The sequence below is a fragment of the Burkholderia sp. JKS000303 genome (genome assembly GCF_002563755.1).
Taxonomy (GTDB): Bacteria; Pseudomonadota; Gammaproteobacteria; order Burkholderiales; family Burkholderiaceae; genus Burkholderia; species Burkholderia anthina_B.
Genome location: NZ_PDBZ01000001.1, coordinates 3,402,825 through 3,424,811, shown reverse-complemented (window position 1 = coordinate 3,424,811; position 21,987 = coordinate 3,402,825). Strand labels below are relative to the sequence as shown.

Here is a 21,987-nt window from a genome sequence, read left to right as displayed (position 1 = left end):
TCGCCCGCAGGCAGGCCGGTGAGAGGGAGACCGTTTGTTGAACGCGCACACGTGCTGCCATTGTCGACTGTCCCGAATACAAAGAATGGACCGCCGGATCCGGCAGGCGGCCGCCGCACGGCCGGCAAACGCAGCCGCGACGACACCCGCCCGGATCGGTCGGTAAATGTGCCAAAGGTACGGACTCGACGTGGCAGATGCGTTTCGGGTGTTACGGACGATTCCGGTCGTCAGGAAAGGTACGTACCTTTTTAGGGCCGTCCGGATCCGCGCCGTTCAGCCGGCCGCGTCCGTACCCACATCAAACGTCGCCGGCATGCGCGGGCCTTTCATCGATGTGTCGCGCCAGCGCCTGCCCGACCCGCTCGATCACGGCGGGCCAGTCGCCCGGCTTGTCCTGGCGGAACAGTCGCGCGGTCGGATACCACGGGCTGTCTTCCCGCTTCAGCAGCCAGCGCCAGTCAGGCACGCGCGGCAGCAGCACCCAGACCGGCTTGCCGAGTGCACCGGCCAGGTGCACGACCGACGTGTCGACCGAAATGACCAGATCGAGGGACGCGATCAACGCCGCCGTATCCGCGAAATCCCGCAAATCGGCGCCGACGTCGAGCATGCCGCTGTCGGCCAATGCCGCGGTGTCCCGCTCGCGTACCTGCTGGTGCAGGCTGACGAACCTCGCGCGCTGCGAATACAACGGCGCGAGCGCCGCCAGCACGATCGAGCGGTTCATGTCGTTGTTGTGCGTCGGATTGCCGGACCACGCGAGCCCGATGTTGAGCGGTCCAGGCCGCGCGCCCTCGCCCAGCCTGCGCGCCCAGGCCCGCACGCGCGCGACGTCCGCGCGCAGATACGGCACCGGTGCGGGCAGGGTCGCCAGGTCGGTGCCGAACGCCAGCGGCAGGCTCAGCAACGGACATTGCAGATCGAAGGCCGGCAACGGCTCGCCAATCGCGACGAGTTGCGGGCTGCCCTGAAGCGACGACAACAGCGCCTTCAACGCGGGTGGCACCTCCAGCACGACATGCGCGCCACGCGCCTCGACGAGACTCGCGTAGCGGCAAAACTGCAGCGTGTCGCCGTAGCCCTGCTCCGAATGGAGCAGGATCGTCTTGCCGGCAACGGGTTCGCTCCCGGACCAGGACGGCCGGTGAGCGTGACGGCGGGACCGGGTGGCGTCAGGATCCACCCAGCGGTATTCGTATTTCTTCCAGCCTTGCTCAAAATCGCCGATCAGCAGCCGGCAATAGGCTTCCTCGTGATGCCCCGCGTCGTTGTCGGGCGCCATCGACTGCATCCGGCGGTAACAGTCGAGTGCGTCGTCAAAGCGCAGCAACTGCTGCATGGCGCCGCCCCGCAGCGCCCAGCCATCCGCATCGGCCGGCTCGACTTCGGCGGCCGCCGCGTAGCTCGCGAGCGCGTCGTCGTAGCGACCCAGTTGCTGCAACGCGTGTCCGCGGCTCATCAGCAGTTGCGCATTCGCGCCGATCCGCTCGAGCGCGCCGTCGTAGCTGTTCAATGCGTCGGCATAGCGGTCCAGCATCCGCAACGCGACGCCCTGATTGCTCAGCGCCACCAGCAGGTCCGGATGCCCGGCGAGCGCCTGCGCATACGCGTCGGCCGCTTCCGCATGGCGGCGCAAGCCCTGCAGCGCGTTGGCCCGCCCGAGCCCGGCACCTGCATGGTCCGGCGCGCGCGCCCTGATGCGCTCGCACCGCTCGAGCAGTTCCTCATAGCGGTGCAGCAGGTCGAGCGCAACGCAGCTTTGATACAGGATGTCGACGTCGTCCGGCTTCACGTCGAGCGCCTGATCGAAAGCGGCCAGCGCCTGCGCATCATGCCCCAGCGCCAGCAGCATCGCCCCGCACTGCGACAGCAACTCGGGCACGCGCGGCCGAATGACCAGCGCGAGCCGATAGCTGCGCAACGCGTCGTCGTGCCGGCCGAGATCGCGCAGCGCATGACCGCGATTGGTATGGGTCGCGAAATCGTTCCCGGAAATCGCCAGCGCGCGATCGAAGCTGATCAGCGCATCGGCGGGACGGCCGAGCGCGCGCAGCGCATTGCCGCGGTTGCTCCACGCCTCGGCGAGCGCCGGGGCAATGGCCAGCGCCTGCTCATAGGCCTTCTGCGCGTCGGCATGGCGTTCGAGCGCGAGCAGCGCGTTGCCGAGGCTGACGTGGGCGGCGGCATGCCGCCCGTCGAGCCGCAGCGCTTCCCGCAACGGTTCGAGCGCGGCTTCATGGCGCCCGAGCTTGACGAGCACCAGCCCGTGGTTGGCGAACGCCCATGCGTAGCGCCGTTCGCTCCGCAGCGCGCGCGCCATCAGGCGCTCGGCCTCGACCCAATCGCCCCCCTGGTCGCAGGCCACGCCGAGCAGCAACAACGCTTCGGTATTCCCGGGATCGATCGCGAGCACGCCGCGATACAGCGGCTGTGCATGCGCGAACTCGCCGCGCTCGAGCAACGCGCGCGCCCTTTGCAGCGCATCTCGTATCGCCGCGCCCATCACGGCGGCACGTCCGCCCGTGAGGTCCGTCGCGTCCGCATCGGATGCCGCCCGGCCCCCGCCGCGGATCCTATCCTCGTGCCGCTTCGCGTGCGCCATCGCTCCTCCGCTCAGGTCGGTATCGCGGCCGGCACCGCATTCGGCAACGACTTCAGCGCCGCTCCGATCCGCTCGAACACGTCGCCCCACTCGCCTGCACGCGACTGCCTGAACAACCGCGCGCTCGGATACCACGGACTGTCGTCGCGATCGAGCAGCCAGCGCCAGTCGGGCAGGAACGGCAGCATGATCCACAACGGCCTGCCGAGCGCGCCGGCCAGGTGAGCGACCGACGTATCGACGCTCACGATGCAGTCGACGCATGCCATCAGCGCGGCCGTATCGGCAAACGATCCGAGTGCGTCGCCGAAGTGCCGGATGGGCGACGCGTCCAGCACCGGCCGGTCCTCGTCGCGCACGACCTTCTGGATGCTGATCCATTCGACGTCGTCGGTCAGCAGCGGCAGCAGATGTTCGAGCAGGATCGAGCGATTGTGGTCGTCCAGGTGATTCGGGTTGCCCGACCACGCGATACCGACGCGCGGACGCGTCCGCTCGCCGAGCGTCGCCTGCCATGCCGCGATCCGTTCGGGGCTCGCGCGCAGATAGGGCACGTCGGCCGGAATCGACGCAGAATCCGTGCGAAACACCAGCGGCAGGCTCAGCAACGGACAGTGAATATCGAACGGCGGCAACGGTTCTCCATAGCCGACCACCTCGTCGACGCCCTCGACATCCGCCAGCACCGACTTCAGCGCACCCTGCACCTCGATGACGACGCGCGCGCCGAGCGCCTTGACGAATTTCGCGTAGCGGCAGAAATGCAATGTGTCGCCCAGCCCCTGTTCCGCGTGCAGCAGGATCGTCCGGCCGTCGATCGATTCGTTCCCCAGCCACAGCGGCTGCGCGAACGCGCGCTTGTGTGCGCCAACCTGATCTTCGCGCCAGCGCCATTCGTATGCCGGCCAGCCGCGCTCGAAATCGCCCATCTGCAGATAGACGAACGCCTTCGTGAAGTTCGCGGCGATGTTCTCCGGATCCAGCGCGACCACACGGTCGTAGGCCATCAGCGCTTCGTCGTGACGCATCATCGAGCGCAGCACGTTGCCGCGCTGATAATGAGCCAGCTGGTCGGCCGGGTCGAGCGCGAGCACGCGGTCATAACCGGCGAGCGCGTCCGCGTAGCGGTGCAAGCGCTGCAGGATGCGCGCGCGCGTAAACCACGCCAGCGCATAGCCAGCGTCGATCTCGATGGCCCGATCGCAGCTCGCGAGCGCTTCCGTCTCGCGCCGCATGCGCGTCAGCGTTCTGGCGCGATTGCACAGCACCTCGATGAATTGCGGCGCCACGTCCAGCGATGCGTCGTAGCTCGCCAGCGCATCGGGATAGCGCGCAAGCCCGAACAATGCGTTGCCGCGATTGGCAAGCGCCCCCGCATGCGCGGCATCCAGCGCCAGCACGCGATCGCAGCGCGCGAGCGCATCCACGTAACGGCCGATGCGCTCGAGCATCACCGCGCTGTTGTACAGCGCGTCGATGAAATCCGGCTGCCCGGCGATCGCTTCGTTCAGGCTGGCCAGCGCCTGGTCGAGCCGGCCGAGATCCGCGAGCGTCAGCCCCTGCATCAGCAGCATTTCCGCGCTGTTCGGCGTCACCGCCAGCGCGTGCGCATAGTGTTCGAGCGCTTCGTCGAACCGGCGCAGGTCGCGCAGGATCCGCGCGCGCTGCCGGTGCGCGTCGAACGCGCGGCGATCGACCGCCAGCGCGCGGTCGCATGCGTGCAGCGCATCCGCATGACGCTGCAGCGCATGGAGCGCGGCCGCCTGCCGCCACAGCGCTTCGATCAGCGTCGGCGCATGTTCGAGCAGCCGGTCGTACGCGACGACGGCTTCGGCGTGCTGCCCGAGGTCCGCGAGCACGCCGGCGCGCAGCAGCAACGCGCGCAGATGCGCGGGATTGAGCGTCAGCGCATGGTCGAGCCGCGCCAGCGCTTCGTCGCGGCGGCCGAGACCGACCAGCACCGAGGCGTGATTGGCGAGCGCGAGCGCCGACGGTGCGCGCGCGATCGAACGCGCGATCGCCGCGTCGGCGTCCTCCAGCCGGCCGTGCTGAAAATGCAGCACGCCCAGCAGATGCCATGCGTCCACATGATCCGGATCGACGCCGAGCACTTCGCGATAACCGAGTTCCGCGTCCGGCAATGCGCCGCGCTCGTGCGACGCGCGTGCGCGTCGCAACATGTCGTCGATCGTCGCCGACGCATTCCGTTCGTCCGCGCGCGCCGACGCCGACCGCGACCGCGCTTCGCGCTGCGAGCCGCTACCCGCCCGAGACCCCATTGTTCCTCTCCCGGGCGTCTGTCCGCCCTTTGCACCTTGTGTCATCCGGCTAAATCAGACCGGCGATTTCCGCCCGCACCGCGTCGATCACGTCCGGCCAGCGCCCCGCGGCGGGTTGCCGAAACAGTCGCGCAGCGGGATACCACGGGCTGTCGTTGCGCTCGCTCATCCATCGCCACTCGGACAGATGGGTGACGAGGATCCAGACGGGACAGCCGAGCGCGCCGGCCAGATGCGCGACGGCGGTATCGACGGACACGACCAGATCCAGCGAGCGGATCAGCGCCGCCGTATCCGAAAAATCACGGAGTTCCACGTCGAAGCTGTCGATCGGCGCCCGTTCGAGCAGCGCCGCGTCGCGCGCGTGCACGACCTTCTGCAGGCTGATCCATTCGACGTCGAGATCCAGCAGCGGCATCAGTTCGGCCAGCGCGATCGACCGGTTGCGATCGTTGCGGTGTTCCGGGTTGCCTGACCACGCGAGGCCCACGCGCAGGCTGCGCCGCGCGCCGAGCCGGCTCTCCCAGTCGCGCACCAGGCCCGGATCCGCCTGCAGGTACGGCGTCTTGCCGGGAATGGTCGCGGCGTCCGTCTGGAATGCGAACGGCAGGCTGAGCAGCGGACAGTGAAAATCGTGGGCCGGCAACGGCTCGCCGCGCGCGACGACCTGCGCGGGTCCGCGCAGCGACGCCATCAGCGAGCGCAGTGCCGGCTGGACCTCCAGCACGACCCGCGCGCCCGCGTCGGCGAGGCGTTCCGCGTAACGGCAGAACTGGATGGTGTCGCCGAACCCCTGCTCCGCATGAATCAGGATCGTGCGGCCGTCGAGCGACTCGGTGCCGGTCCAGCGCGGCCGGGCGAATACGCGATCGCGATGTTCGGATTTCGGGTCGCGCAGCCGCCATTCGTATTTCGGCCAGCCGCGCGCGAAGTCGCCGTTCCGCAAATGGATGAAGCCCTGCGCGAAGTGCGCGTCGACGTAGTTCGGCTCGAACGCGATCGCCTGGTCGAACGACGCCAGCGCGTCGTCGAACCGCAGCATCTCGAGCAGCACGCTGCCGCGGTTGAACCACGCCATCGCGTACTTCGGGTTGATCGCGAGCGCACGGTCGAACGATGCCAATGCCGCGTCGTAACGGCGCAGGTCCTGCAACACGTTGCCGCGATTGCACCAGGCTTCCGCGAATGCCGCGTTCGCGGCCAGCGCGGCGTCGTAGCACTGCAACGCCGCATCGTGACGTTCGAGCTGCCGCAACGCGGTGCCCTGATTGCACAGCACGTCCACCGCGCCGGGCTCGATGTCGAGCGCGCGCGTGTAGTCGGCGAGCGCGTCTTCGTACCGTTTCAGGTGCAGCAGCGCATTGCCGCGGGTCGCATGGGCTTTCGCGTGCCGCGGATCGAGCGTCAGCACCCGGTCGCAGCGCTGCATCGCTTCTTCCGCGCGCCCGAGCCGCTCCAGCGCGACCGCGCTGTTGTACAGCGCCTCGACGGAATCCGGCTGCGCCGCGATCGCTTCGTTGAAACTGGCGAGCGCTTCCTTCGGCCGGCCGAGCTCGACGAGCGTGCGGCCCTTCACCGACAGGATGTCCGGATGGTTCGGCGCGAGCGCCAGCGCGCGCTCGTAGTTGAGCAGCGCATCGGCGGGACGCTGCAAGTCCCGCAGCACGTTTCCGAGGTTGTACAGCGATTCGAACGAACGCGGATCGACGGTCAGCGCACGCTCGTATGTGTCGAGCGCATCCTGCAGCCGGCCCAACGCACGCAGCGCCGCGCCGCGATTGCACAGCGCATCGAACAGCAACGGCGACGCGTCCAGCGCGCGATCGTAATCCGCCAGCGCCGCCGCGTACCGGCGCACGCCGATCATCGTGTTGCCGCGGCGCACCAGCGTCGCCACGTGGTGCGGATCCAGTTGCAACGCCGCCTCGAAATTCGCCAGCGCCGCGTCGAGGTCGCCGTCCGCCGCCGCCAGCACGCCGAGGTCCGACAGCATGGCGGCGTCCGGCGCGATCGACACGGCGCGGCGCATCAACCGTTTCGCGTCGGCCGTGTTGCCGCGCTGATGCTGCAGCACGCCATACAGGTGCAGCGCGTCCGCGCGATCCGGCTCGTTCGCGAGCACGCCCTCGTATTCGCGCGCCGCGTCGTCGAACCGGCCGGCCGCGTGCCAGTCCCGTGCACGGGACAGGTTCGCCGCGCGGCTCCGGCTGTCGGACGCACCGGCGGCCGACGCACCTGCCGCCGCGTGATGCGGGTACTCAACCGCCATCTTCGCCCCCTCGTCGTGTTGCACAGCGCCACCTCTCGCCCGAAGCGATCGCTCCGGGTAGTGGCACGTTCCTGCATCAGACTAGCGGGCGCGCGACAACACGCGTATGACGAATGTTACGGACCATTTCGGCCGGCACGACGGACGCGGCGTCGCGGTGGGCCTGCGTCGATCGGCAGGCATCGCGGAAATGCCGTCGGCGCAAATTCTTCGTGTTCGAAGCGATGTTGCGCTGTCGCAATGAAACCGGATAATGCGTTCGGGTCATCCACGAGCGGCTTGCGAATCATGCACGACACGAGCGTATCGCTGACGACACCGTTCGTCACGGAAGACAACAACCTGTGGTTCTCCGCATACCACCTCGGATGGGGCTACACCGCATTCGAGATTCCTCACGAAGTCGCACGCCGGACACTGGGCGCGACGGACGCCGGCGGCCCGCACCTGGCACGGGTCTTCGCGCGCGAGATCGACAGGATTGCGCTGGCCGTCACGAACCGCGGCTTTTCCGCCGACGGCAAGCGCGTGCCGCTCGGCCCGGCGGACTTCTAACGTCCGCTGCGCGTGTGCGCCGACGCCCTTTTCATTCCCCGCACAGGATCCCGGCCTCCAGCGTCGCCGCGCGCGGCCCGCGCGCCTGCATCGGCTCCAGTTGCGGCGCGTCCGATTCGCTGAACGGCACGCCGGACGTGCGCAGGAAGGCCTTGATCGGATCGCCGCGGATCGCGATCACATAGCTTGCCGCGTCCGAGCGCGTCGCGACCGATCGCGCATCGTCGCCAGCCACCGTCGCGCGGTCGGTGATCAGCCCGATCACCCGGCCCGCCTGATCCAGCACCGGCGCACCGCTCGCGCCGTGGGTCGCGGCCGACATCAGCGTGAACTCGTCCGAGACATCGCTGCGCGCGTCGGCGCGCGTGAACGCGTTGTACAGCGTCGTCGCGCGATCCGGCATGTGCCGCAGCACGTCATAACCCGCCGCGAACACCGGCTGCGCCGCATGCACGTCGGCGCGCCGCGCGAAGCTGGCCGCCAGCAACGGCCGGATCGTGCTCGTGACCACGGCCAGATCCCGGTCGCGGCTCACCGCCTTGACCGTCGCCCGTGCGACGCGCGCATCCTTGATCACGAACAGCGTCCGGCACGCGTCGACGACATGACGCGCGGTCAGCAGGTCGCCATCGTCGTTGACGAAGAAGCCCGTCGCGTTGGCCTCCAGCGCGAACGCGTCGATCCGCTTCGACGGCGCGTTCATCACCGGCTCGCGCGTCGTCTGGGCCACCGCGGCGACGGCGAACAACAGCGCCGCCGCCGATGCCGTGCGCAGCACGCGCTTCATTCAGGTGAGCCGACGCCGGGCGAGTCGCGCCAAAGCGGCCGGCCGGGCCGGATCCGGTGCTTTGCCGACCGATCGCACGCGTCGAACCGCGCATGCGGACCGGATCGTCTTTGCGCATTCGTTTCCGGATTGCCGCCGCCGCACCGACGACGGCACGGGCGTCCGGCAGATGACGTACCGGCGCGCCGCTCGCGACCGCCGTGTCGCGCGTCATCCACGTCGACCGGTGCGCGATCCGCCTCCGTGATCGCGGCGATCGTTGCCAGGCCGTTGCGCATCGCCCACCTCCGTCCGCTCATGCGGAAATGCCCTCATAACAACAAGACGGATCGGGCGATGCCATCCCGCATCAGAGCCTGCCGACCTTGATCGCCCTCCCCAGCTTCGCCTGCTCGCCCGGATTCAGCAAGGTTCGCTGCGCGTCGCCGACCGCGCCGACCCCGAGCACGGCCACCGAGCTGGACGCGTCGTAGCCGAGCTGCTGCGCGCCGCGGCGCCTGCGCTTGTCATCGCCGCCCGGGTCGCCGAAGCCCTCGACCTGCACCGAGATCGTCCAGCGTCGCTGATTGCCGCCCGCCGCGTTGTTCCTTGCGAGGTCCTGCGCCATCTGGCTCGCCGCCGATGCCGCCGAACTCGCCGCGGTCAGTGCGCCCGTGTTCACCGCCTGCACCATCGGGATACCGGTCGCCTTGCCCGTCACCTGGATGTTGTCCGCGTTCGCCACCCTCAGCGCCGCCACGTTCAGGTTGCCCGCACGAATCCCTGCATCGCCCGCATCCACCGTGCCGCGCGGCGCGATCAGGTTCACCGTCCCCGCCGCCACGCCCGGCAGCGACTGCAACGTCGCGATGCCCGCGCCCGTCACTTCGCCGCGCGCGTCGACCGTGCAGTAATGGTTCGCATCGCACACGTACTGCGGCGCGGGCGTATCGGCTGACGACTTCGCGCCTTTGCCCGCGTTGATGTCGCCGTTCGAACTCCAGATCGTCATGTCGCCGCCCTGCTCGGTGAAGATCCGGCTCTGCGCGAGCAGCACGCTCTGATCCGTGAAGATGTTCACGTCGCCCTTTTCCAGCGTCAGGATGCCCATCGTGCCGGGGCCGGCGACGACGCTTCCGCTGCTGTCGACGATCTGCGGCGGCGCCGACGTGCTGCCCACCAGCGCCTGCCCGCCCGGCCCGAGGATCGAGATGTTGCCGCCCTGCTGGGTCTGGATCGTCGTGCTGCGGATATCGAGGTTGCCAGTGCTCACCGGCTGGTTCGCGCCATTGCCTCCGCCGTCGAGGTGGTTCGCCGTATAGCCGAGCGAGGCCGGGAACAGCGTGTTCAACGCTTCGTAGCCGCGCGCGTACTTCTGGTAATACGCACTGGCCGGATTGTTGTAATCCTCGCCGACCTGCGTCAGCACGCTGAACAGCACCTTCTCGGCGAAGAACTGCTGCACGTATGACGGCAGCGCCTGGAATTGCTTCCACGCATCATCGGCCGTCATCTGGCTCACCTTCGCCAGCGCGTCCTGCTTGTCCCTGGCCAGCCCGGTGTCGACGATCTGCCCGGCGTCGTAGTCCTGCATGAACGCGATCAGCGCTGGCGTCGCGCCCGGCACGCCGGCCACCGCGCTGCCCGGCGCGATGTAGGTCGAGATGAACCCTTGCAAATCGACGCCGGGCCCGACGCCGAACAGCACGTTCACGTTCGCGCTCTCGTGCGGCAGGTTCGGATTGTTCGCGTTGCCGATTGCGTCGATACCGGCAAAGAACGTGCCGAGCGAGCCGGTGTTCCCCTGCGCGTTGTAGAGCTGCACCGGGTTCGTCAGCGGGCCAATGTTGCGCCCGGCCTGCACGTCGAACCAGCCCGGTCCGCCGAGCGCCAGCACCGGTATCGCGCCTGCGTTGAACGGCAGCGGCGTGTCGTAGATGTCGCGGCCGGCCACCACACGCGTCACGTCCGAGCTGCGCAGGTTCTGGCCGAACAACGCGAGGTTGACGATGTCCTGCCCGGCCTGCAGCAGCGCGGGCTTGTCGATCGACAACGTGACGAGATTCCGGTAAAAGCCGCTACCGGACGCATCGGCCATGCCGTTCACGATACTGCCGTCCAGGCTGTAGATCCGCGCGGGCGTCGTGTCGTCGCCGTGCAGTGCGCCAGGCGCATGGGAACCGAGCGTCGTACCCATCAGCGCGGGAACCGTCGCAGTCGGGTTCGTCGGCGACGGCATCATCGCCGGATCGGCGTCGGACATCCCGAACTGGTTCGACAGCGCCGCATCGTTCACGTACCTCGCCGCGATGTTGGACAGATGCACCGACTGATCGGCGATCAGGCTCAACTGTCCGATCGCGGACGGATAGAGCGTGCCGCCCGTTTCGATGTCGATGCCGCCGCTGAATGCCGTCAGGTTCACGCTGGCGGGCAGCACCCCGTTCGTGCCGGTCAACAGGCCGCCGATCGCGCCGAGCCGGACGTCGCCGGTCGTGGACAGCACGTTCACCGCGGAAGTCGGCGAGTAGCCCTGGCTGTCGGCGTACTGCAAATAGTTCGCGAGCGTGATGTTCCCGGACGGCACACCGCCGGCCTGCGGGAACGCGTTCGAATACGACGGATCGAGCACCGCGCCGAGCTCGACGCCCTGCCGCGCGGTCACGTCGAACACGCCGTCCTGCGTCGCGAGGATTGTCGACACGCCCACCGGGCCTTGACCGGTGACGCGCGACGGCACCGCGATATCCGGCCCGATGCGGCCGCCGGCCGCGATCGTTCCGGTTCCCTTCGCGACGAAGTAGGTGCCGCTCAGGATGCTGTCGCCGGCGTGCACCGTCAGGTTGCCGCCGCCGACGGTGACCGGCTTGCCACTGCCGTCCAGGTACCACGTGGTCGGCAACGATACGGCCAGGTCCGAGATCGTGCCGCCCGCGCTGACCGACACGTTGCCGCCGACGCTCATCACGCCCTGGCCGAACGCGCCGAAGTCGATCGACGTGCGCGTCAACGGCGCGAACGCACCTTGACCGTTGGTGATGCCCGGCGAGATCTGCATCCACTGCCACCAGTACTGGCTGATGCTGTTGCCGGCCAGGCCCGTCACCGTGCCCGTCGCGTCGGTCACGTATTCGACGCCGTTGATGTTGCCCTGCGCATGAATCGTGATGTCGCCGGCCGAGTCCGGATTGACGGCCGGCGTGACCAGGATGTCCTGCCGTCCCGAGCCGCCGCTCATCAGCGCCGCGACGATACCCTGCGGCGGCTCCGTCTGCGCCGGTGCGCCGGCCGCATAGACGACGCCGGGCGCGATCGGGTCCGCCAGCGTGAATGCGTTGCCCGCCGCCACGTCGATCGAGCCCGTGCCGGTGCGGATCGTCGTCGGCTGCAGCAGCGTGAGCCCGTTCGAATCGACGTAGGCCGTATGCTGGCTCAGCGTCACGTTGCCGCCCGACGCGCTGCCGGCACCGGACATCCCGATCGGTTGCATCGCGAGCGGATTGGCGCTCGCGACGTCGGCGCCGGCGACGATCCGGTACGACGCACTCTGGCCGCCGAGCAACGACGCGAAACTGATCGGCAACGGGTTGTCGGGCGTTGCGACACTGGCCGGCAGATTGCCGGGCAAGGTCCCGATATTGAGCCCCGTGTACGGGATCGACAACGGTGCGGTCGGCGCGTAGAAGAAGCTGTACGCGTTCTTCGGATTCACGAACGGCGACGGCAGCGATTTCGTGCCGGAGACCTTGTCCAGATAGCGGTCGTAGACGGCCAGGTACTGCCCGTAATCGCCGGGATTCGATGAAAAATCCGGTGGTGTGGGTGTGCCGAACTTCTCGATCAGGACGGCCCCGTTCCGGACTACCCCGGCGACGGACGTCGTGTTGTACCCCCACAGCCAGCTATCCGCCCCGCCGAAGTACGCCGTCAGATAATCCTGATACGACGCGTAGTTCGCGCGAACGGGCGCCGCGACATGCAACGGGGACCACGGCAGCATATGGAACTCATAGCGTCCGCTGGCCCAGTTGCCGTAATACGTTCCCCACGCATTCGCGTACTGGAGATAGTCGGAATAGTATTCCGCGGACTGATTCGTGAGCGGTGCGCTCAGTGCGAGATTCGGGTCGTGCAGCGGGTTCGTCGCGTCGCTGCCGATCCCGGTCAGCGACTGGCTCGTTCCGTCGGTGAACTGCACGGTGATCGACGCCGGATCGTCGACCGACATCAGGCTGTTGTAGAGCGTCAGCGCATCGGTATAGGTACCGGTCGCCCCCGCATTCCCCGCCGCCCCCAGGATCGTCGCCACCGTGTTCTGGAAAAAGCCGTCCGTGATGCTCGCCTGCGCATCGAAATCGTTCGCGGCCCGGAACGTCAGCATCGGCGCGATCGTGTGCTGGTAGCGAAAGACGGGGACGATCGTGCCGCTATTGTTCGGCAACCCGGTGCCCAGGTTCCAGTTCGACAGGATCGAGATGTTGCCGCCGTTGATCGCCATGCTCGGATTGTCCAGCTCGATGCCCGGCGCCACGCGGAAATTCGGAATACTCGACGGCTGCCCGGCGAGCGTCGGCCCGTTCGCGCCGAGGCCGTTCTGGACGAAATCCATCAGCGTGCCGGGCACCATCGTCAGCGTGCCGTCGCTCGCCTTGGCGATCTGCCCGCCGTAGTAGGTCTGGTGATCGGCGTTCGGGCTGGTCGGCACGAAGTACGTGCTGTCCATGCCGGGAAAATCGATCGACGCGACGCCGTTGTACAGCGATGCGAGATCGGTCTGGCTACCGGTCAGCGTCGCCTGCGCGCCGGTCGCGTTGTTCGTCAGCGTGCCGCCGCCGTGCCCGTCCGGCGCGAATGCGAACGTCGCGCCGCCGGTGCCCTGCGCGGTGAACGTGCCGGCCAGCAAATGTCCGCTGGCGTCGTACCATCCGGCCGGATCGACGATGCCGTCGAAGTGCTGCGCGCCCGTCGTCGCGTCCGTCGTGCTCCATACCGCATAGGCTTCGAGTGTCGTCGAGCGCGAACCCTTGATCCCGTATTTCGGGTCCGACGGCGCGTTCAGCGTCACGTTGGTCGTGCCGTCCATCAACAGCGGCGCGCGGAAATTCACCGTGCCGCCCGACAGGCCGCCGGCCGTACCGCCCGATACGTCGATCAGTGCGTTTGCGCCCAGCACGATCCGACCGGAGTGGGCCAGATCGATGTTTTCGTAACCGTAGGTCGCGTTGGTCGCGATCGAGTGGCCGTTCGCGTCGACGATCGTCGGATCGAATACCGCACTCGTGCCGATGTTCACCTTGCCCCCGCGCTGGGTCGGGTCCGAGCCGCGCGCGAGCAGCGTGCCTTCGATATCCACGCCGCTGCGGCCGTACAGGTCGATCTCGCCGCCCGCGTTGCCCGATGCGTCGATCGTGCCGAGTACGTTCACGTTGCCGTTCGCGGTGTCCGAGGCGTTGCCCGCACCGCCGTCCGCGGTCAGCGAGACAGCCCTCGCGGTCAGCGCATTGCCGGCCGACAGCGTCAGGTTGCCGGTCTTCGTGTGGACCGTGATCGCGTTGTTCACGCCGCTTGAGGCGAGCGTTTTAGCAAGGGCGTCGAGGTCCGCCGCGCCGCTCGTATCGAGCGACAGCGAGCCGCCCGCATAACCATTCGACGCACCGCCTTTGAGCGTGCCGTTCAGGTTCACGACCTGCTGCGGCGCAGACAACGTCAAACTCCCGGCCGCGCCGCCGCCGGTCGCGCCCGAGAAATCCAGCGTCGAGCCGGATTGCACGTCGACCGTGCCGTGGTCTGCCGTCAATGCGATCGATCCTGCCGGTGCGTACTGCGTCACGTCGAAGAACTGCCTCGATACGCCCGCCGAACTCACCGTCGAGCCGCTGCCGATCGTCAGGTTGCCGCTCGTCGCGTCCAGGCTTACGTTGCCCGCCGGCGCGGCAAGCGTCGCACCGTTATCGGCAATGGTGCCGCCGACGAAGCTCCAGGCACCGCCTACCGGCGTCTTCGTCAATGCGGTGCCGGTTGCGCCATTCAATGTCAGCGCGCCGGTCGTCGTCACCGTCGACGCCGAACTCGTATCGGCCAGATACACCGGCGCGGCGAGCGTCACCGGCAACGCGCCAAAGTCGAACGTGCCCGTATCCTGCCCGACGACCCCGCCCGTCGCGGTCATCGATACGTTTCCGAAACCGCTCAGCGCCTTTGTCCCCGTGCCGAAGTCGATCTCCTTCGCGTTGACCGTCAGCGTGCCGTTGCCGGTGGTCGAGGTCGCGTTCGGTGCACCGGCCTCGTTCGTGAACGCGATCTGCGGCGCGTTCAGCGTCACATGACCGCCATCGCTCGTGAACGTGCCCGCGCTCAAATCGACGCTGTTGCCGAACGTCGCGTTCACATCACCGATGAAACCGATCGCGCCATAGCTGCGCAGCGTGACTTGCTGCGCGTTCGCGAACTGCGCAAGCCCCGCAGGATCGATCACGAAGCCCGGCAGGTTCGCAGCAGCTGCGCCACCAGCGTTCGTGAATGTAATCGCGGAACCATCCGCCGTGATCGCCTTGGCCGACAGCACTGCACTCGGGTCGACCTTCAGGTTACCTGACGAATCAAGCATCAGCGCCTGCCCACCCGCAAGCGTCGCGCCCGCACCGACCGTCAGCAACCCCGAACCCGTGCCACCGGTGCGCGTGAGCGGCGCCATCGCGCCGTTCGACACGCGCAGCAGCGCGCCGTCGCCTGCGATCGCGATCGGCTGATCCTTCGCCGCCGGGTAATCGCCGTCAGCCGCAATCGATGCACCCGCATCGATACGCAGCCCGTTGGCCCCGTTCGGATCCGTGCCGCTCGTATCGGTCTTCGTGACCAACAGGATCTCCGGCCCCTTCAGCGACGTATTGCCGTCGTTCGACACCACGACGCTATTCGCGATCGGCGTGATCGTCACGCCCTTCGTCGTAGCCGTGCGCGTGCCGCCGATCAACAAGCTGCCCGCGTTCAGCGAATCGAGCGCATCTGCGCCGATCTGCAGATAGCCCGCCAGCGCCGCGCTTCCGTTGCCCGTGACCTGAATATCCTGCGACGCGATATCGACCTCGGCCGGCGCACCGCCCGTGACCGCCGCCGTATTCAGCGTCGCCCCGAGCGCGAGCGCCTTCGTCGCGGCCAGCACCAGCTGCCCGCCGTCCATCGGCAACGGCGGCGTCACGTTCCCCTTGCTTGCCGCAAGCGTCGTGAAGAAATGGTTCGCGCGCGTCATCGTGTACTGCGAATACTGCTGCCACACCGGCTCCGACTGCACGTTGAACAGCGTCGGCGTCGCACTGCGGCTGCCCGTCAGCGCATCGGCGAAGTAACCCGCCGTCACCACCGTCCCGTCCGGCAGCACCGCGCTCGCGCCCGGCGCGACGTTGCCGGCCACGCTCGACACCGTCACGCGATACGCGCCCGGCAGCGTCGCATACTTGCCCGGCAGCAGCGTGTAGTAGCCCGCCGCCAGCCCCGGCACGCCCGACAGATACACGGCCTTGCCGATCCCGTCGTTGATGGCGGCCTGGCCGATGCCGAGGGTCTCGGTCGAGGTCGTCGGCGTCCCGTTCGCGGCGACCGCCGGCTGCACGGTTTGCGCGAGCACCGGATCGTACGCCGCGACCGGCGACTGCACGCCCGGCACGATGGCATAGACGTTCCCCGCGCCGGCATTGGTCGGTACGGCCGTCGCGCCCTTGCCGCCCGCATAGCTGACGTTGTATTGCGACAGCACGTCGCGCGTGCCGCCGGTGCCCGGCACCCATTCGACCGCCTGCAGGTCACCGCCGCCGGACAGGTCGATCGTCGCGCCCTTCGCAAGCGTCACACGGCTGCCGTTCACGCCGATGAACTTCGACGGCGGCGCGCTCAGGTCGGGTGCCGTCACGCCCGTGAACGGATTGAACTGCCACTCGACGCCATCCACGGTCGTGCCGTACGGAATGATCGCGCCGTTGTTCGAGACCGACGTGATGCCGCCGTTGGCGAACGTCACCGAGTCGGTCGCGACGAGCGGCAGGTTGCCGAACTGCGCCTGCGTCGCCGCATTCGACGGATCGCCGACGCCGAATGCGATCGTGCCCGACGGCGCGCGCACGGTGCCGCCCTGCACGATGTTCGTCGCATCGACCAGCAGCGTGCCGCCGGCCGACAACGGCGTACCGGACGCACCGTTCGATGCGACCGTGACCGTCGTCGGCGCAGGCAGGCCCGTGACCGGATCGGCCGGCCCGACCGCGTCGACGATGAACGTGCTGCCGGTCGACGGATACACGTCCGCCGCCTTGAACGTCAGGTTGCCGGGCGTATACAGCATGCCGGGCGCCAGCGCGGCCTGGTTGTTCGTTGCAACGCTGGTCGAACTCAACCGGATGTCGCCGCGGCTGTCGAAGTTCGCGTGACCGAAGTTGTTCAACTGAAACTGGTTGCTCAGGTCGATGAACGACGCATTGACGTTCAGCGTGGCATCCGACACCGTCGCGACCGGCGCAAACGGCAAGGATAACGACGTATTCACCGGGCCGGTCACCGCGACATACGGCGCGTCGATCGTCACGTGCGTGCCGAGCGGATGCACAGGCGCTTGCGCGAGCATGGCCGACAGCGCGTTGTCGCGGCCCCACTGCTGCGCCGGCGTCGACAGCAGCGCGTCGAACTGGTCGAGGCCCAGCGCGGCGATCCGGCCGGTATTCAGCGTCACCGATGCAGGCAACGCCAGCGTCACGTCGCCGGCAAACACGATCGGCGGCAACGGCATCGGCAATGACGACGGCGTGCTGTCCCCGAGCACCAGGTTCGCGATGCCCGAGCCGTCCAGGCGGTCGGCGACGAACTGGATCACGCCGGTCGGCTGTCCGATCGCCTGCGCGGTCGTCGGATCGATCGCGGCCGTGAAATCGTCGCCCGGGGCCAGCCCGGCCGGCACGAGCGTCCCGCTCTGCCGCACGACCAGTCCGGTCGCCCCCGGCACGCCGACGCTCTGGCGCGGCAGGATCGTCAGCGTGCCGCCGCTCGCCTGCGCGGCGCCGCCCCGGGCGGACAGCGTTGCGTCCGCGAACAGGCCATATCCGGCGGCCAGCGTGATCGAGCCCGCATCGCTCCACACCGGTTGCGACGCATACGTGCCGTTCGCCTGCAACTGGTCGAAGTGCGCCGACGCGCCGGACACGTCGATCTTCGAGCCGGCCTGCGCGACGACATAGCCGTTGTTGCTCGACAGCGTCACCGCGCCGCCCGGCAAGACCCTGCCGGTGTCCGGCACGCCGATTGCCGCGCCGATCCGGGCCGGCGCGGCGAGCGGATTGGCGAGCGCGATACCCGACACGTCGAGCGTCGCGTCGGCGCCGAGCCACACCGAACGGCTGTCGCTCGGAACGAATACGCCGGATTGCCCCGGCTGCGCGAACACGCCGCCGGTATCGGCGCTCAGCGTGATCGAGCCGCCCGGCGCGACCATCGAACCGAGCACCGTCACCTGCACCGGCGAACCGATGCCGATGCTCGCGCCGGCATCGGCGTGGATCGACGCGCCGGCCGACAGCGTGACCGCGCCGGTCACGCCCGGATACGACGGCATCGTCGTCGGCGAAGCGCGCCACGACACGTAGTTGCCGCCGGTCAGCACGAGGTTCGTCGCCTGCCGGTGATACGCGTCGAGCTGGCCGCTCGTCGTCAGGCCCGCCGCCGACAGGTCCGCGCCGGTGCCCGCCTGCTGCAACGCCAGCACGTCCGGCAGGCGGTTCTGCTGCGTAAGCGCGATCGTCGCGCCGGACGCCACGGTCGTGTCGTAATACGCGTTCAGCACGTACTTGCCGAAGCCCTGCTGCGCAAAGAAGCTCGCCGGCAAATAGACGTCCCACGGCGACGCCGCCGCCGGATCGCCGCCGATCCGGAAACCGAGCGCCTGCAACGTCAGCGTGCCGCCGCCCGCAAACCCTTCGCTCAGGATCGAGCCGCCCAGCGCGACCGTGCCAGCCGTCGGCTGCGCGGTCGGCAGCGCGTGTCCGTGAACGTCGCCATTGCCGTATTGCGAGTACGACGGCGTCGCGTACGTGATCAGCGACACATTGCCGGCCCGCCCCATCGGCACGCCGTTCTGCATCAGCAACTGGCCGTTCGCGAGCATCTCGCCGCCGCTCGACACGTCGAGCACGCTGCCCGGCTGCAGCAGGATCGAACCCGTCGTGTCGGCGTACGTGCCGTCGCTCAGGCCGACCGAGCTTTCGTTCGTCGACAGCGCGATGCTGCCGCCGTTGATGAACTGGCTGTTGCCGGGCGTCGTGCCCGGCTGGGCGCGCACGTCGTTGTTCACCCACTGGCCGGCGGTGCTGATCGTGCCCTGCGGCCCGACGACGACGTTGCCGCCGCTCGCGATCGAAATCGAGCCCGACGGCGCCGACAGGCGCCCGCCGACGTCGACGTCCGCGCCGACCGGCGGGCTGTTGAACGCGATCGAACCGCCCGGTTGCAGGTTCAACTGCGTGCCCGGCGCGACCACGATGCCCTTGCCCGCGGTCAGGTCCTCGGTCACGCTCAGGTTCGCGAAGCCGCCGCGGTTGAGCGTCGCGGCCGGCACGACCATCGTCGTCAGCAGGTTGTCCGGATCAGCGGCGGCCATCGTCGGCGCCGGCGACGCGCTCGCGACGAGCGGCGTATCGATCGAAAACCCCGGCAACAGGTCGGTCAGTTGCGGCGCCTGGTCCTGCACGATCACGAGGCCGGAGAGGCCGGACGGCGCACCACTGGACTGGTTCCACGCCAGGCCGATCACCGCGCCGCTGGCGAGCTTCGGATCGACGCCGAGGTTGAACGTGCCGCCCGACGGCTCGGCATTGCCCTGCACCTGCTTCGATCCGCCGAACGCCTGCGCGGTAATGTCGCCGTCGAGCACCAGCGCCTGCGCCGCATACAGATCCAGCGTGCCCGCATTGCCGCCGACGATGTAGTCGCCCACGTAGACGCCCGCGTTCAGCAGCGGGTTGTACCAGGTCTTCGTCACGCCCCAGCGTGGATGCGACTCGGTGAACTCGCCGGCGACGCCCACATAGGTGTCGTACGGGCTCGCCTGCCCGATCGGCACGATCGCGCCATTGGCATCGACGAGTCGTGTCGTGTTCACCATCCCGCCGTCGTAATGCACGTAGCCGCCGTTCAGGTTCAGCGACGAACCGGCGGCCGTCATCACTTCATTGCCCGACAGGATGATCGTGCCGCCGTTCGTCAGCAACTGGTCGACCGTGCGCGGAATCAGGTTCACATAACCCGACAGGTTCAGGATCGGACTGCCGACCCACTGCACGCCGTCGCTGCGCGTGCCGGACAGCGTGCTGTCGACCACCACGCCCTTCAGGCCGAACAGGAAGCTGTTGCGCAGCAGCGGCGAATCAGCGAGTTCGTTCTGCCCGATCCGCTCGACCGTCAGCAGCGTCTGCGCGATCGGCAACTCGACGTTCGCGAGCCCCGACACGTCGATCGTCGCACCGTCGTCCAGATAGATACGCCCGGGTACCGCCGTCTGTCCGGCCGCCACGGCGCCAGCCATCGACGGCGTCCATGCCGTCACCGACACGGTCGAACCGGGCGCCTCGATCAGCGAGCCGCCCTGGAACCACACCGCGCCCGCCTTCATCGCGATGCTGCCCGGCGTGAAAACCGTGCCCGGCGTCGACGTCGCCGTCTGGCCGTTGTCGTCCGGCAGCACCATCGTCACCGATTCCGGGCCGAAGCTCAGCAGGCCAGCGCGATGCACGTCGTCGCCGCCGCCGGTTCCGCCGCCCACGCCGGCCATCCCCGGATACGCGGCGCCCGACGGCGTATTCGAGCTGTATTCGTCGGCGGTCGAGATCGTGATCGCGCCCGGCGTATTGACGCTGGTCGTCACGCCGACCACGCCGTTCTGCGCAACGCGGTTGCCCAGCAGGTTCACGTTGCCGCGCGCGGCCTGGACGATCCCGGTGTTGGTCAGCGTGCCGGCCGGCGTGACGTCGATCGATGCGCCGGTTTGCAGATCGACCTTGACGAGCTGTCCGCTCAGTTCCGGCGCCAGGATCTGCGGATTGCCCGGATTCGGCTTCACGCTGACGCCGACGCCGGCGGCCAACACGACCTGCCCGGCCGTCGCCGTGATGCTGCCGCCGTTCGTCACGTTCGGCGCGGCGACCAGCACGAAGCCGCCGTCGCTGGCCGTGCCGTTCGTATGCGTCGTGATCGATGCGCCCTGCTCGATCGTGATATCCCCCGGTGCCTGATACGGGCCGCCGAGGTTCGCCTGATTGCCGAGCCCGAGCACTTCGTTCGGCACCCCGGTCGCACCTTGCAGGCCGCTGGGATTCGAGTTGCCCGATTCCGGATACGCGAGGCCGCCGGTCGTGCCGGCCGGCAGGCTCAGGAACTGCTGGTTGCTCGCAACGATGCCGTCGGGCGTGGGCATCGGCTGGTTCTTCACGTCGAGCAGGTTCAACGACGACGCGACCAGCGAATGCACGTTCACCTGCGAGCCCGCGCCGAACAGCACGCCGTTGCGGTTGATCACGTACACCGCGCCCTGCGCGGTGACGTTCCCCAGAATCTGGCTCGGCCGCCCGCTCGGATCGTTCACCCGGTTCAGCACCGCCCAGTTGTTCGCGCCGTTCGTCTGCGTACCCGCCGACTGGTCGAAGTTCAGCGTCGTCTGACGCCCGACGTTCATCGTCTCCCACGTCAGCACCGCGTTCTGACCCGTCTGCTTCACGTCGACATTCACGTGACCGCTGCTGTCCGTCGTCTGTGTCGGCCCATTCGCGTTGACCCACAGCAGCGGATTGCCTGCGTCGGTGTTCTGGCTGACCGGATTGCCGTTGCCGTCCTTCGCGAACGAGATGCCCGGCGCCACCTGCAACCCGCCCGGCGTCAGGCCGTTCGGGACGGTCGACGGCAGCGCCGCCGCCGCGGCCGCCGCGCTCTGCTGCGCGGCGATCTGCGCGGCCACCGCCTGCGCCGCGTGCCCGAGGTTGCGGATCGACGGCTGGCTCGCCTGCAGCGCCTGCTGCGGCGACACGCCGAGATTCGGCATGCCGGGCAACCCGCCCGCACCCGCTGCACCGCCGCCCGGCGTGCGTGCCGCCACCTGCCCCAGATTCATGATGCCCGCCGCGTGCGCATGCCCGGCCACGCCGGCCGCGAGCATCAGCACCACGGCATGGTGAAGCGGCCGAAGCCGCAGCAAATACGCTTCCTGAGCGGCCCTGGCCGCGCCCGACTGCTGGCTGGTACGACCGCTGCTTCCCGACACCCGCGATGGCATAACGAACCCGATTTGGTTAGGCAAACGACAACGAATGGATGACCAGTTCGAGGACAGGCAACCCTCCGCCGCGCGCCGGGCGAGCGGCCGATGCCGGTGTGCGTGCACGAACGCACGCGCCGGTATCCGGCAGGCCCGGGAGCGCGAGACAGGAACTGGACGACTCACTACGATGACGCGCGAGAATCCGGATACCGCAAAAGCACAACGCAG

At 68.5% G+C, this 21,987-nt stretch carries 6 protein-coding genes; 1 reads left to right on the top strand and 5 read right to left on the bottom strand.

From position 1 onward, the window contains the following. Positions 1–301: 301 nt before the first annotated feature. The 3 genes from BX604_RS16260 to BX604_RS16250 all read right to left on the bottom strand — a co-directional run bounded on the left by BX604_RS16260 (position 302) and on the right by BX604_RS16250 (position 7,153). On the bottom strand, positions 302–2,605 hold the full coding sequence (locus BX604_RS16260; RefSeq protein ID WP_098551693.1) for a tetratricopeptide repeat protein: 2,304 nt from the start codon (positions 2,603–2,605) through the stop codon (positions 302–304). Between the two features lie 11 nt (positions 2,606–2,616). Further along, positions 2,617–4,785 (bottom strand): tetratricopeptide repeat protein, encoded by a 2,169-nt coding sequence (locus BX604_RS16255; protein ID WP_257146337.1) that lies wholly within the window; start codon positions 4,783–4,785, stop codon positions 2,617–2,619. 148 nt (positions 4,786–4,933) lie between these two features. After that, the gene (locus BX604_RS16250) at positions 4,934–7,153 is read right to left on the bottom strand and encodes a tetratricopeptide repeat protein (RefSeq protein WP_098552912.1); all 2,220 of its coding nucleotides are present in this window, start codon (positions 7,151–7,153) and stop codon (positions 4,934–4,936) included. A gap of 288 nt (positions 7,154–7,441) precedes the next feature. Between BX604_RS16250 and BX604_RS16245 the strand changes: the two genes are divergently transcribed. Continuing rightward, on the top strand, positions 7,442–7,708 hold the full coding sequence (locus tag BX604_RS16245; RefSeq protein WP_098551691.1) for a hypothetical protein: 267 nt from the start codon (positions 7,442–7,444) through the stop codon (positions 7,706–7,708). A gap of 31 nt (positions 7,709–7,739) precedes the next feature. Here BX604_RS16245 and BX604_RS16240 read toward each other — a convergent pair whose 3' ends face one another. Further along, positions 7,740–8,495, bottom strand: coding sequence for a S1 family peptidase (locus tag BX604_RS16240; protein ID WP_098551690.1), 756 nt, complete (start codon positions 8,493–8,495; stop codon positions 7,740–7,742). A gap of 349 nt (positions 8,496–8,844) precedes the next feature. Further along, entirely contained in the window at positions 8,845–21,657 is a 12,813-nt protein-coding gene (locus BX604_RS16230) for a filamentous haemagglutinin family protein (protein ID WP_098552911.1), read from the bottom strand. Positions 21,658–21,987 lie beyond the last annotated feature (330 nt).

Coding starts and splice junctions, on each gene's coding strand:
- BX604_RS16240 (WP_098551690.1), bottom strand. CDS start 8,495: ATGAAGCGCGTGCTGCGCACGGCATCGGCGGCGGCGCTGTTGTTCGCC.
- BX604_RS16245 (WP_098551691.1), top strand. CDS start 7,442: ATGCACGACACGAGCGTATCGCTGACGACACCGTTCGTCACGGAAGAC.
- BX604_RS16230 (WP_098552911.1), bottom strand. CDS start 21,657: ATGCTCGCGGCCGGCGTGGCCGGGCATGCGCACGCGGCGGGCATCATG.
- BX604_RS16250 (WP_098552912.1), bottom strand. CDS start 7,153: ATGGCGGTTGAGTACCCGCATCACGCGGCGGCAGGTGCGTCGGCCGCC.
- BX604_RS16260 (WP_098551693.1), bottom strand. CDS start 2,605: ATGGCGCACGCGAAGCGGCACGAGGATAGGATCCGCGGCGGGGGCCGG.
- BX604_RS16255 (WP_257146337.1), bottom strand. CDS start 4,785: ATGTTGCGACGCGCACGCGCGTCGCACGAGCGCGGCGCATTGCCGGAC.